Annotated in this window: 9 protein-coding genes and 1 pseudogene; 5 read left to right on the forward strand and 5 right to left on the reverse strand. The window is 72.5% G+C overall.

What is annotated here, in order from left to right:
- Positions 1–20: 20 nt before the first annotated feature.
- The gene (locus ACZ7L5_RS10185) at positions 21–983 is read right to left on the reverse strand and encodes a phosphotransferase family protein (RefSeq protein ID WP_471515984.1); all 963 of its coding nucleotides are present in this window, start codon (positions 981–983) and stop codon (positions 21–23) included.
- Between the two features lie 24 nt (positions 984–1,007).
- Positions 1,008–4,184, reverse strand: coding sequence for a cytochrome P450 (locus ACZ7L5_RS10190; protein ID WP_471515986.1), 3,177 nt, complete (start codon positions 4,182–4,184; stop codon positions 1,008–1,010).
- Between the two features lie 199 nt (positions 4,185–4,383).
- Between ACZ7L5_RS10190 and ACZ7L5_RS10195 the strand changes: the two genes are divergently transcribed.
- Positions 4,384–4,980 carry a PAS domain S-box protein gene (locus tag ACZ7L5_RS10195; RefSeq protein ID WP_471516735.1) on the forward strand — a complete coding sequence of 199 codons (597 nt, stop codon included), beginning with the start codon at positions 4,384–4,386 and terminating at the stop codon, positions 4,978–4,980.
- Positions 4,981–5,195: 215 nt separating this feature from the next.
- On the opposite strand, the pseudogene ACZ7L5_RS10200 reads toward ACZ7L5_RS10195, so the two are convergent.
- A pseudogene (locus ACZ7L5_RS10200) lies at positions 5,196–5,665 on the reverse strand (DUF3626 domain-containing protein); the annotation flags it as partial.
- 93 nt (positions 5,666–5,758) lie between these two features.
- On the opposite strand from ACZ7L5_RS10200, the gene ACZ7L5_RS10205 reads away from it, so the two are divergent.
- Complete coding sequence (locus tag ACZ7L5_RS10205) at positions 5,759–6,253, forward strand: FBP domain-containing protein (protein ID WP_471515988.1); 495 nt, start codon at positions 5,759–5,761, stop codon at positions 6,251–6,253.
- A gap of 8 nt (positions 6,254–6,261) precedes the next feature.
- Here the strand turns inward: ACZ7L5_RS10205 and ACZ7L5_RS10210 are convergent, their stop codons facing one another.
- Positions 6,262–7,665 carry an erythromycin esterase family protein gene (locus ACZ7L5_RS10210; protein ID WP_471515990.1) on the reverse strand — a complete coding sequence of 468 codons (1,404 nt, stop codon included), beginning with the start codon at positions 7,663–7,665 and terminating at the stop codon, positions 6,262–6,264.
- Positions 7,666–7,924: 259 nt separating this feature from the next.
- Between ACZ7L5_RS10210 and ACZ7L5_RS10215 the strand changes: the two genes are divergently transcribed.
- The 3 genes from ACZ7L5_RS10215 to ACZ7L5_RS10225 all read left to right on the forward strand — a co-directional run bounded on the left by ACZ7L5_RS10215 (position 7,925) and on the right by ACZ7L5_RS10225 (position 11,646).
- Positions 7,925–9,178, forward strand: coding sequence for an FUSC family protein (locus ACZ7L5_RS10215; RefSeq protein WP_471515992.1), 1,254 nt, complete (start codon positions 7,925–7,927; stop codon positions 9,176–9,178).
- A gap of 50 nt (positions 9,179–9,228) precedes the next feature.
- Entirely contained in the window at positions 9,229–10,269 is a 1,041-nt protein-coding gene (locus ACZ7L5_RS10220) for a hypothetical protein (RefSeq protein ID WP_471515994.1), read from the forward strand.
- 156 nt (positions 10,270–10,425) lie between these two features.
- The gene (locus tag ACZ7L5_RS10225) at positions 10,426–11,646 is read left to right on the forward strand and encodes a lactonase family protein (RefSeq protein WP_471515996.1); all 1,221 of its coding nucleotides are present in this window, start codon (positions 10,426–10,428) and stop codon (positions 11,644–11,646) included.
- On the opposite strand, the gene ACZ7L5_RS10230 is transcribed toward ACZ7L5_RS10225, so the two are convergent.
- Positions 11,614–12,339, reverse strand: a complete 726-nt coding sequence (locus ACZ7L5_RS10230) for a DUF2470 domain-containing protein (protein ID WP_363036214.1) — start codon at positions 12,337–12,339, stop codon at positions 11,614–11,616. The genes ACZ7L5_RS10225 and ACZ7L5_RS10230 overlap by 33 nt on opposite strands.
- Between the last annotated feature and the right edge of the window lie 22 nt (positions 12,340–12,361).

Here is a 12,361-nt window from a genome sequence, read left to right on the forward strand (position 1 = left end):
GAATCGTCCCCCATTGTGGCCTACGCCGTCAGATCCTCGATCTCGGCCAGAGCGATCACGAGCTCCGGAGTCACCGTGTCCTGGACCCAGCGGTGCTGTGCGGGGTCGACCGCGCGGGGAATCGTCTCCGTGAGCATGATCAGGTAGAGGTAGGAGCGGTAGAGGGCCAGCCGCAGCCGGGCGGGTACGTCGAAGTCGGCCCGGCCCCCGGCCTCCCGGTAGCCGGCGAGGAACGCCTCGTCCTTCTTGATGTCGTCCAGGAGGGCCAGGGAGACGAAATCGGCCAGCGGGTCGCCCCAGAACATCCGCTCCCCGTCGATGAGGCCGCCGATCCGGGCCTCCCCCGATGCGCGGTCCACCAGGATGTTGCCCTGCCACAGGTCGAAGTGGACCAGGTACGGGACGGTGACGTCGTCGAGTGCGTCGTAGGCGGCCCGGAGCGTGTGCGCCACGGCGTCGGCGGGGCGGGGCAGCCGGGCCCCGTAGCGGCGGGTGTCGTCGAGGACGGCGTCGAGCATCCCGGTGAACGCGGTGCGCCAGTCGGCGGCGAGCGGGCCGAGGGCGCCGGACGGATAGCCGAAGCCGGGCCCGGTCACCCCGTGCAGGCGGGCCACGTGACAGCCCAACTCCCTGCGCAGATCCGTCCGTTCGGCGTCGGCGAGCTCACCGTTCCAGGGCTCGCCGGGACAGGCCGTCATCAGCAGCCGGTCCCCGCCGGCCACCACACGCGGTGCGGGTACGTCCGCCTCGGCGGCCCCGCGGTAGAACTCGGCCTCGGACATCAGCAGCCGGCCCTCGTGCCGCAGCCCCGGCACGGTCGGTGCGGGCGGCACCTTCAGCACGTACCGGCTGCCGTCGGTGAGGAGCAGTTCCTCGACCGTGTTGTACGTGCCGCCCGTCAGCGGGCGGAGCTGGGCGAGGTGGTCCGGCGGTATGCCCGCCCCGGCCAGGACCTGCCGGGCCCGTTCCCAGGAGTCCGCCACCGTGCGCCCACCCCGCCCCTTCGGTCAGCCGGCCGCGTAGACGTCCTCCACGTAACGGCCGTCCGCGACCAGTCCGCCGAGCCACTGCACGGCCGCCGCGTCGTCGGCGCCCGGCGTGCGCTCCCGGTACAGCGTACGGAACGCCTCCCGCACGCCCGGCGCCATCCGCGACCCGTCACCGCAGACGTACACCCGGGCACCAGCACCGAGCAGCTCCCAGACCTCGTCGGCCTCGGCGGCGATCCTGTGCTGCACGAAAGCCACACCGCCTATCGGGGCGGCGCTGAAGGCCGGGCGGAGCGAGACGGCTCCGGCGGCCTCCGCGGCGCGCAGTTCCTCGGCGTGCAGGTAGTCGGCGTCGGGGGCGTCGCAGCCGAAATAGCAAAGGGCCGGGGCGAGTTCGGCGCCGAGCGCGAGGGCCGCCGTACGGTCGGCGATCGCGCCGCGGAACGGGGCGAGGCCGGTGCCCGCGGCGACCATGACGACGGGGACGTCGGCGTCGATCCGGAAGGCCTCCCGGCAGGGCTGGACGCGGGCGTACACCGTGTCGCCGGGCCGGACGGTGGTGAGGTGTCCGGAGCCGGTGCCGCGGTAGGTGCCCTTGCCGGAGCGCGCCGGGGCCTGGAGCAGGGAGATCATCAGGTCCGCGTGGCCGGGATCGACGGCGGGCGAGGACGAGACGGAGTAGTGGCGCGGGCGCAGCGGGGTCAGGATCTCGAGGAGCTGCGGCCAGTCGAGGGCGCCGCGCAGGGCGGGGAAGTCCTCGATCAGCTCGACCAGGGTGCGCGGATCGTCGGTGAGGTTCGCCAGGGCCGTGCGCTCCGGCGGACACGGGTTGGCGGCGGCGAGGACCGAGAGCCGGTCGGCACTCGGGCGCTCCTGCAACTCGACGTGGCGCGTGAGGAGTTGACGTACCGTCAAAGGCCGGTCCACCGCGAGGCCGTCGCGGCGCGGGCGGGCCGGCCGGATGTCCAGGACTGAGTCGAGGTCCACGCCGAGTGCGGCGGCGGCGCGGTCGACGAGGGCCGGGGCGTTGGCAGGCAGGACGGTGAGGTGGTCGGCGGTGCGGTAGGTGACGCCGTCCGGCAGGGCGACACGGACGAGGCGCTTGCGGCGCGGGTGGCCGGGGGCGGTGAGGTCGTACGCCTCGGTGACGGTCATGGGGACGAGGCCGTGCCGTTCGGCGAGGGCGTCCAGGGGGCCGCCGGTCAGGGTGCGGACCTCGTACGCGCTCGTCGGCTCGTCGTCGGCCGGGACAGCGGCGTCCGGGTCGCCGTACTGCTCCAGCAGCGCGGTGCGGAGCCTGACGGTGAAGTCGCGTACCGCGCCGGTCAGATCGCCGGAGGCGTCGGCGGCGGCGCGGTCGACGAGACGGGTGGCGCCGAGTCCGGCGAGGCGGTCGTCGATGCGGGTCGGGACGTGCTGGTAGGTGGCGGCCCAGTTGCGGTCGCCGACGCCGAGGACGGCGTAGGCGACGTCCGTGGCGTCCGCCGCCTCCTCCAGCCACGCGGCGAAGGCGGTGGCGTCGTCGGTGGGGCGGCCGTTGTAGGAGGCGGCGGTGATCACGACGGGACGGTCGGTGGGCAGCCCGCCCGCGTACTCGTCCAGCGCCGCGACCTGTGTCTCGCAGCCGATGGCGGCGGCCTCGTCGGCGAGCTGGGCGGCGAAGTCGCGGCAGGTGCCGTAGTTGCTGCCGTGCAGGAACAGGGCGCTGGTGCCGGGGCGGACACGGGCGGGAAGGGCGGTCGTGTCGGACGCGGCCTCCGTGACCGCGGGGGCGGCGCCGGGCAGCGGGGTGTGCACGCGGTCGGCGGGGATGCGCGGGGTCAGGGTCAGGGTGAAGCCGTCGGGCTTGAGGGTGAGGGTCTCCTTGACCGTGAGGCGGTAGTCGGCGTGGTCGTGCAGCCGGTAGCGGTGGACCAGCATCGCCAGCAGCATGGTCGCCTCGTGCAGGGCGAACTGCCGCCCGATGCAGGCGCGTTCACCGGTTCCGAACGGCTTGAAGGCGTGCACCGAACGGGCCGCCTCCGCCTCCGGCGTGAAACGGGAGGGGTCGAACAGCTCGGGGTTGTCGCCCCAGACCGGCTGCCGGTGCAGCATCGGCGCAAGCACGGTGACGGACTGCCCGGCGCGCAGCGGGATGCGCCCGCCGAGCAGGGTGTCCTCGAGGGCGTGACGGCTGAAGGCGGCGGCGGTGGGCCAGAGCCTGAGAGCCTCGTTGAGGACCTGGCGGGTGTACGTCAGCTTGCCGATCTCGTCGTACGTCGGCTCGGGGTCGGCCCGGTCGCCCCACAGCTCGTCGACCTCGCGCTGCACGAGCCGGAGCGCGGTCGGATGCTTGGCGAGGCAGTACAGCGCGAAGGACATCGCGCCGGAGGTCGTCTCGTGGCCGGCGATCAGGAAGGTGATGACTTGGTTGCGGATGTTGGCCGCGTCGAGGGTGCTGCCGTCCTTCGGGTGCTCGGCGGTGAGCATCAGTCCGAGGAGGTCCTCGGCGTCGCGCTGGTCGGTGCCGGCGCGGGAGGCGATCACGTCGTCGACGACCTGCGCGAGATAGTCGGCGTCGTCCCGGAAGGCCGCGTCGGCGGCGGAGTGGTCCTGACCCGGGATGCGGGCGAGCCGGTTCATGCTCCACTCCAGGCAGCGGACCATCGACTCGACGAAGGGGTGCGGCTCGGCCCGCTCGAACGACCCGAAGTCGTAGCCGAAGCCGGCGAGCCCGATGGTGTCGAGGGTCATGCGGGTCATGTCGTCGGGGACATCGACCGGCTGCCCGTCACGGGCGTCACGATCCCAGGACGCGAGGACCCGCTGGGCCACCTTCAGCATCACCGGGTGGTAGGTGCGCATCGAGCCGAGCGCGAACGCGGGCATCAGGATGTCGTGCGCCCTGGCCCAGTTCGGTTCGTCGTTGTACGCCGTGAACAGCCCGTCGGCGGCGAACTCCCGCACGTTCTCCAGGGCGGGCCCGACATGCTTGGCGAACCGCTTCTCGTCCGCGAGGTCGGCCACCAGATCCAGGTCGGCGGTGAACAGTGCGTCCCGCCCGTGCAGCCGCCGCACGAGCACCGGCCCGTGCTCCCGCATCAGCTCCATGACCTGCTGGATCGGGGTACGGCCGGGGCCTATGGCGGTGATGTCGACGACGGGGACGCCGGGGAGGGCGTCGAGGGGCTGGGGGTGCAACGCGGTGGGGGGCATGGCGCGACAAGTGCCTTTCGCGGTACGGGAGTACTGCGATCCAGCGTGAGCGACGGGTCCCGGCCCGGTGCACCCCCGCACTACATGATTGTGTAGTGCGGATACGGGTGCGACCCTTGCGCCCGGTGACAGGAGGTGCCAGGAGGTGCCAGTGGACTGGACCCACCCCGCTGCCGTGGTGTGGCGCAATCGGGCCCTGATGGTCTTCGACCGCGTCTCGGTGCCGGTCGCGGTGTGCGATGTGTACGGCGCGGTCCAGGTGGCCAATCCCGCGATGGCGGCCGAGTGCGGTACGACGCCGGGGCGGCTGCGGGGCCGGGACGTACTGGAGCTCTTCCGGCCGCAGGAGGCGACGCAGGTGGAGCGGATCGCCGAGGCGCTGCGGCTGCGGCACCGGTCGCGGTATCAGGTGTCCGTGCGCTGGCAGGCGCCGGACGGTGCGCAGCGGTACGGGGAGCTCACGGCCGACCCGGTGAGCGACACCGTGGAGGACACGCCGGCACTGCTGGTGATGCTCCGCGTCCTCGCCGAACGCGAGGCCCACGAACAGCGCCCCCCACAGGTCGCACCGATCGAGGCCCGCATCCTGGCCCTCCTCGCCTCAGGCACCACCACCGCCCAGGCCGCCCGCGAGACCGACCTCACGGTGGACGGCGTGAACTACCACCTACGCCGCCTCTCGTCCCGCTGGAACGCGGCCAACCGCACGGAACTGGTCGCCCGCGCCTACGCACTGGGCGTCCTCGCCCCGGGGGTCTGGCCCCCGGTACCGGCCTCGTGGGAGGGGCCGGAGTAGGCGGAGCCGGTACCGGCGGGGGCGCACGCCCAAGCGACCGACGGCACATCCGCACGTCGCGGGACTGGTATTCGGTTCGGCAGCGCCCCAAGGGGCGCGGGGGAACTGCGCGACCAGCCGCGACGGCGCGGCAGCCGAACGACGACACAGCGTGGCGCTTCCAACCGAGCGCTCAGCCGGTGTCCAGGATGACGCCTCTACACCGCGAGCGGGGCCGCGGCCACTCCGAGATCGGCCGGCTCCGCCGGGCTTTCCGGGTAGCAGAAGGTCGCCCGGGCGAGTGCCGTGCCGGCCAGGCGGAAGTGCTTGGAGCCGAACCGCGGGGCGGCGCCGACCACTTGGTGCCGGAAGTTCAGCGCGCCGTGCACCGGCCGCTCGTGCGCGGACGCGTCGTCTTAGGCCCCGCCGAAGATCCGGCTCTCCCAACGCCCGCGGTCGCCGCGGGGTGGGCGGTGAGGCCGCCGTTGCTGGTGCCCGTGACGAACTGCGAGTGGTACGCGCCGTCCGCGGCCAGCGCGCCCAGGATCGGCGCCCCGCGCACCAGCGGGTCCGGACGGAAGTTGAGGGTGACGCGTACGTCGGCGTCGGGGGCAGGACCTGCGGAGGAGGCCGCGACATGGCGTAGTGCGGACCGGGCCCGACGTGACCCGACCTCGCCTTCGCCCTCACCCTCGCCGAAATTCACTGGCTCCCCCTCCTCCACCCTGCCTAACCTAGCCATGAACCTAGTGTCTCTAGGTTTGACCTAGGTGTGACGCTTGAGCCCCAGGAGGCCCGCATGAAGCCGCTCGCAGAGCAGGACATCCGCGACTCTTTCATCAACTGCTCGAAAGGGGAGGCGAAGCGCGTCTCCCTCCCCCGTGATCTCGGTGAACGCCCTTGGGACGACCTCGACTTCCTGGGCTGGCGGGATCCGGGGGCGCCCGATCGCAGCTATCTGGTGGTCGAGCGGGAGGGACGGCCGGTGGGCGTCACCTTCCGGTTCCCGACCTCGCGGCGCGGGTTCCTGCACCGCAGCATGTGCTCGCTCTGTCTGACCACCCACCCGGGCGGCGGCGTCTCGCTGATGACGGCGCGCAAAGCGGGCCCCGCCGGACGCGAGGGCAACTCCGTCGGCTTGTACATGTGCACCGACCTCGCCTGCTCCCTCTACGTCCGGGGCAAGAAGGCCGTGGACTCCGGGGCCCGCTTCGAGGAGAGCCTGACGGTGGAGGAACAGATCGCCCGGACCACGGGCAATCTGGCCGCTTTCATCGACAAACTGTACGTCTGACAGGGCAGCTACCGGTCCCGCAGCCCCGCCGCCTCCACCTCGCGCAGATGGATCAGGACGTCGTAGCTGCGGGCGAGCGCGATGTCGTGCGGGCCGTCCGGATAGGCGGTGCCGATGCTGCGCGTCGGCCGGGCCCGGCGCAGCCAGTCGTCGGCCGGTGATCCGACGAACCGCAGGTCCAGTACGTAGTCGCCGCCGTACCGCACCCGGTCCAGGGTCCGCTCGTTGCTGCCCGGGTCCGCAGGGCCGAGCGTCCGGCGGCGGATGGTGTCGTCGTCCCGGCCGGTGGCGTTGAACGAGCCGTGGCCGAAGGTCAGGCCCACGCTCACATAGCCCGCGCCGAGGCGGTCACGCAGGACGGCACCCTGGACCTTGGGGTTCTCGGCAGGCACTTCCGGGACATAGCCGACGTGGTTGTTGTGGGCCGACAGCAGCACCTTGCTGCCGGTGTGCTCCTGCCACCACACCACGTTGGCGGCCATCGCCCCGTCGCGATACCGCATGGCCTCGGCGATCTGGGCAGGGTCCTCGACGTCGAAGTCGTACTGCCGGGCGGTCTGGTCGATCACCGTCGCCTGCTGGACGGCCCAGTCGTACGCCTCCGTGTCGGCGGCGCCGGCCCCGTCCGTGGACTGCCGCCGCAGCAGCGCGAGCGCCTCGCCCGTGCGCTCCGCCCGCTCCTTGCGTTCGGCGTACGGCAGGCCCAGGTACTGCTCGATGTACGCGCCGGTCGGCACAGTGGGCCGCAGCCCGCGGTAGAGCTCGGCGAGGCGGGCGCTCAGTTCGGGCCGGGCAGCGGCCGCGTAGTCCTCGACGGCGTCGTACGACTCGGGTCCGGTCCAGGCGATGTCGTCGCCCATGAAACGGACGGGGTCGCCGGAGTGCCGGACGTTGTATCCGCGCATCCACTCGACGAGTCGCAGATAGTCGGTGTTGTTCCACCACAGGTAGTCCCGCTGGAACTCCGCGCGCATGATGTGCCGGGGATCGCCCTTGCCGTGGAGCACATAGTCGTTGAGACGCAGCCCGGTGCTCCAGGGGGCCTCCAGGGCGAAGGTGCGGAATCCCTTCTCCTCGACGAGATGCCGGAAGACGCGGGTCTTGAGGGCGAAGAAGTCGTGCGAGCTGTGGGTGGCCTCCCCCAGGCCGACGACCCGCACGTCGCCGATCATCCGGTCCAGGGGGCGCAGATCGCGGGTGTCCCCGCCCGGTTCCACGGTCCGCAGCGGGTGGGCGGCACGGTCGAGCGCCTCGACGACGGTGGTGGAGGTGAGGGAGGCGGTGGGGGCGGGTGCTGCCGTGGCCGGGATGCCGGTCGTCAGGGCGGCGAGGATGATGAACAGGGTCAGCGTTAATCCGGTCCGATGCCGATGCCGATGCCATTGCCATTGCCATTGCCATTGCCATTGCATGATCCAAGGCTTGCGTTCCGGGCGGGCGGGGACCATCCGACGGTCCTCCGTCCCGGGGTACGGACAACCATGCGGTGACGGCGGGGGTTTTCCCCAGTCCCGGACCCGGTCGGCCACCCGGCCGCGCGCGGGTGTCGACGATCACCGGCCCGGCCCCTTGCCGTACGGCGGCCGCTGCGATCAATCTGGGGGTCCTTCGGACCGTTACGTTCCGCAAGCAGGGTGTGGGAAGCATCTGTGGAAAGGGAACAGCCCAAGGATGCGAGAGGTACGTGAGGGGCCGGCGCTCCGAGAACTACTCGGGAAACTGCGCCGGGACCCCGTGGTGGTCCAGACGCTGCGATCGGCGGCCGCGGCGACGATCGCCTACGTCATCGCGCTGCGCCTGAGTCCCGAGGCCGCCCCGCTGACCGCGCCCCTGACCGCGCTGCTGGTCGTCCAGGTGACCTTCTACGCCACTCTCACCAACGGCATCCGCCGGGTGAACGCGGTGGTGGCCGGCGTCCTGGTGGCCATCGCCTTCAGCCTTCTGGTCGGCCTGACCTGGTGGAGCCTCGCTCTGCTGATCGTTGCCTCCCTCGGGGTCGGGCACCTCGTGCGGGTCAACGAGTACGTGCCCGAAGTGGCGATCAGCGCGATGCTGGTCCTCGGGGTCACGACCGTCGGGGACACGGCATGGGCGCGGGTCCTGGAGACGCTGATCGGCGCGGTGGTCGGGCTCGGCTTCAATCTGCTCCTCGCGCCGCCGGTGTGGGTGGACGAGGCCGGCGAGTCGATGGGGGGACTGGCCCGCCGGCTGCGGCAGTTGATGCTGCGCATCGGCGAGGAGGCGGCCGGCCGCCCCGCGTTCGAGGAGGCCGCGGCACGGCTGCACGAGGCACGCCGGCTCGACCACGACATCATCGAGGTGGACGCGGCCCTGCGGCAGGCCGAGGACAGCCTGCGGCTCAATCCGCGCGTGCGCGACAGCGTGCTGCACCGCGTGGTGCTGCGCACCGGGCTGGACACGCTGGAGATCTGCACGGTCGTGCTGCGGGTGCTGGCCCGCTCGCTCACGGACCTCGCGAAGGATCGCGAGCCCGAGCCGCTGTTCGCGGAGGAGACGGGCGCCGTCCTGGAGCAGTTGTTGTCCGAGATCGCCGACGCGGTGGTCAGCTTCTCGGTGCTGGTCACCACGCATGTCAGCAGCAACGCCGACGCGGCGGAGTCCCGGCTGACCGCCGAGTTGCGCACGGCGGCCGGCACCCGCGACAAGCTCGCCCTGCTGCTGCGCGAGGAGGCCGAGCGCGAGACAAAGTACTGGCAGCTGCACGGCGCCGTCCTGACCGAGGTCAACCGCATCCTCGACGAGCTCGACACCGAGCACCGCTCGCGCCGGCTGCTGGAGGAACTGGACCGCGTGTCGCAGGAGTCCCGCGTCCGGATGCCGCGCCTGACCCGGCTGCGCGAGCGGCTGGGCGTTCAGGAGCAGCTGTGGCGGAACCGGACGGGGTTCTTCGAACGTTCTCGGTAGGGAGCGCGGGGACGGACGGGCCGGCGCCGGACGCGAGGGAGCGGGGGCCGATGGCCGACACGACCGTACGGATCGACGGGAACACACTGCGGCTGCCGGGCGGGGTGGCGGTGCGCTTCATCCGTACGCTGCGGCTGCCCGAGTCGGGCACGCATGCACTGCCGCCGGGGCTCGGGGAGTTCCCGGTCCGGCGGGTCGCGGATTACGCGGACTCCGTTCCGCAGGCGTGGCGGGCGCGCGGCGGTGTGATGCTCCCGGTGTATCTGCGCGAGGCGATGTGGCTGAGCTTCGGGGGCACCGCCGAGCCGGCGGCCCTCCAGGTCGGCGTGGGCAAGGTGTGTGCGGTCTCGGGGAAGCCTTGGAGCGACCGGCTGTGCCGCAAGCCGCAGAACTACGTCCTGCTGCCCCGCCAGCCCTGGCTGGACGGCATCAACTCCGGGAAGGGCACGGTCCGCCAGTTCGTGGCGGTGCCGCTCGGGCTGGGCGCGACCGTCGAGGGCCAGGTGACGGGCGAGGAGGTCTGGGGCGGCGTACAGCTCCAGTCGTTCCCGCTGAAGGAGCCGCAGCTGGCGCGGTGGCGTCGGGAGGAGATGCTGCGGGCGGAGCGGGCACGGGCGTTCATGCCGTCCGGAGGCTATGGCGCCGCCATGCCGATGGCGGCGGCGCCCGCCCAGGGTGCCGCCCCGGCGGGCGGGCCGCGCAGGGCCGCCGCGGCGATGGGCCTGGGCGTCGGCGGTTCGATGCGCCAGGAGGTCTACGAGGACGACCGTCCCCTCTCGGACTGGGCCGATACGCCCGCCGGCCGGGTCTTCGTCCATCTGGTCACGCCCCCGGAGTGGCGCCGCATCACCGGCGAGGCTCCGCCGCCGTCACCGGTGGACCGGGCGGCGTACACGCGCGCGGGGCTGCCCTGGTTCGACTACTACGACCAGGACGCGGAGGATCTCGCCCCCACGGACACGTTGGGCGCCGTGAAGCCGGTCGGCGACTGGCTCGGCGACGACCACGAGCCCTGGCAGGCACCCTCGCCCGGCCAGGTGAAACCGCTCAAGGACGCGCCGGGGAAGCCTGTGGAGGACGGTGACTGGTAGCCGGGGCACGGCAACTCCCGGCTGACGGACGGCAAGCGGAGCCACACCCCTCTCATTGCGCCCTGCGCAACGCGCGTTGCCCTTCTTGCGCTGGGCGGCTGATCCACGCCAAGGTTGCTGTCGCGACCACGACGACCGACGACCTGAGGTGTGGACATGGGCAGTGGTGGGCTGAGCCGGCGCCGATTCGTCGGAACCCTCGCTGGATCGGCCGTCGGCGTGACACTCCCGGCGGCCACGGCGTGTGACGACGCGCCCGCCCCCGCGGACACGGCCGACACGGCCGCTCCCGAAGCCACCGGCCCCGGTGCGCGTCCGAGCTCCCGGACCGAGAGCCGCGAGCCGTCCGGCCCCCGCCCTCTCCACCTCGGCACCTACACCTCCGTCGACGGCGGCGGCGAGGGCATCGGCCTGGCCACGTACGACCCGGAGTCGGGCCGCATCACCGGGACCGGCACCATCAGCGGAGTCGGCGACCCGTCGTTTCTGGCGCTGCACCCGAACGGCCGGACGCTGTATGCGGTCAATGAGCGTGAGGACGGCGCCGTGACCGCCGTCCGCCTCGCCGACCGCAAGGTTCTGGGGAGTCGCAGCACCGGGGGCGCGGCGCCCTGCCATCTGTCCGTGCATCCGAGCGGGCGCTGGTTGCTGAGCGCCAATTACGGCACGGGCAGCGTGGCCGTGCACCCGATCGACGCCTCGGGCGCGCTCGGCGAGCGCACCGATCTCGTCACCCACTCCGATCCGGCGCCCGGTCCGGGCCAGGACGGCCCGCATGCGCACCAGTTCGTCACCAGCCCCGACGGCGGCCATGTGCTCGCCGTCGACCTGGGCACGGACACGGTGTACTCCTACCGCCTCGACCAGAAGGCCGGCACGCTCGCCGAGGTCGCGCGGGCGCAGACCGAGCCGGGTGCGGGCCCGCGGCATCTCACCTTCCATCCGGGCGGGCGGTACGCGTATCTGGCCAACGAGGTCGACAACACCGTGGCGGTCTGCGCGTACGACGCCGGCACGGGCCGGCTGAGCATCGGCGCGGGGCAGTCCACGGGCACGGGCCCGGGCACCAGCTATCCGGCGCAGCTCGTGGTGACGCGGAACGGCCGTTACGCCTATCTCGCCAACCGGGGCCACAACAGCCTCGCGCGCTATGCGGTGGAGGCGGACGGCGCCCGGCTGCGGCTGCTCGACACGGTGCCGGTGTCCGGGGACTTCCCGCGGCAGATCGCTCTCTCGCCGGACGGCACGCTGCTGTTCACGGCGAATCAGCGGTCGAGCACCGTCAGCGTCTTCCATGTCGACGAGGACAGCGGTGAACTGAAGCTCGCGGGCGAGCCGTTCGCGTCACCCGTCGCCGTCTGTGCGCTGCCGCTGTAGGGCGCGCGGGCAGGAGGCGGCGCTGGCCTGGGCGAGCAGGATGTGCATGCGTTCGGTGAGCTGCGCGACGTCGTCGGCGGGCCGGTGGAACGGCAGCCGTACGTCACCGTGCGAGCTGGCACGCTCGATGCGCAGCGTCAGTCCGTGCCGGTCGACGGCGAGGGGCTGGACGCGGACGGCGCCGTGCAGACTGTCGGACTCCACGAGGCGGGTGAGCCGCTCGACGGCGTCCGGGTGGCAGTCGGCGAGGTGGGTGAGCAGCCGGGCCTCGGCGGTGGCCAGCGGGTCGGGCGCAGCGTCGGCGAACTCGTCGAGGTCGACGACCACGGGGCCGGACGGCTGCCGCAGCACCACGCGGGTGGCCTTGAACGCGAGTTTGCCGTCCTCGGGCGTGAACCAGCCGGACATCCAGAGCCGGGTGCGGATCCGCTTGCGTACGGGCACGGGGGCGACGTCGGCGAACTCCAGGACGGCGGAGGGCTCTCCGCGGGGTGCGCAGATCGCCGCCGTGACGAGCACGCTGTCCTCCGGCACCTCCAGCAGGACGCGCCCCTCCTCGGTCACGGTGTGCGCGCCCACGAGCTCCTCGCGGCAGCTCTCCGCGGTCACCCCGCAGGACCACGCGCCGGCCAGCACCGACCGTGCTCGTTCCGCCGCGGAAGGTGCCGCCGTCCAGGCTTGGCTGTCACCCATCCCGTACCTCCTTAGGTAAGCC

The sequence above is a fragment of the Streptomyces sp. NPDC107528 genome (assembly GCF_055639295.1).

Excerpts from the sequence above, each read along its gene's own strand:
- ACZ7L5_RS10190 (WP_471515986.1), bottom strand. The coding sequence starts at position 4,184 with ATGCCCCCCACCGCGTTGCACCCCCAGCCCCTCGACGCCCTCCCCGGC.
- ACZ7L5_RS10195 (WP_471516735.1), top strand. The coding sequence starts at position 4,384 with ATGGTCTTCGACCGCGTCTCGGTGCCGGTCGCGGTGTGCGATGTGTAC.
- ACZ7L5_RS10205 (WP_471515988.1), top strand. The coding sequence starts at position 5,759 with ATGAAGCCGCTCGCAGAGCAGGACATCCGCGACTCTTTCATCAACTGC.
- ACZ7L5_RS10210 (WP_471515990.1), bottom strand. The coding sequence starts at position 7,665 with ATGCAATGGCAATGGCAATGGCAATGGCAATGGCATCGGCATCGGCAT.
- ACZ7L5_RS10215 (WP_471515992.1), top strand. The coding sequence starts at position 7,925 with ATGCGAGAGGTACGTGAGGGGCCGGCGCTCCGAGAACTACTCGGGAAA.
- ACZ7L5_RS10220 (WP_471515994.1), top strand. The coding sequence starts at position 9,229 with ATGGCCGACACGACCGTACGGATCGACGGGAACACACTGCGGCTGCCG.
- ACZ7L5_RS10225 (WP_471515996.1), top strand. The coding sequence starts at position 10,426 with ATGGGCAGTGGTGGGCTGAGCCGGCGCCGATTCGTCGGAACCCTCGCT.
- ACZ7L5_RS10230 (WP_363036214.1), bottom strand. The coding sequence starts at position 12,339 with ATGGGTGACAGCCAAGCCTGGACGGCGGCACCTTCCGCGGCGGAACGA.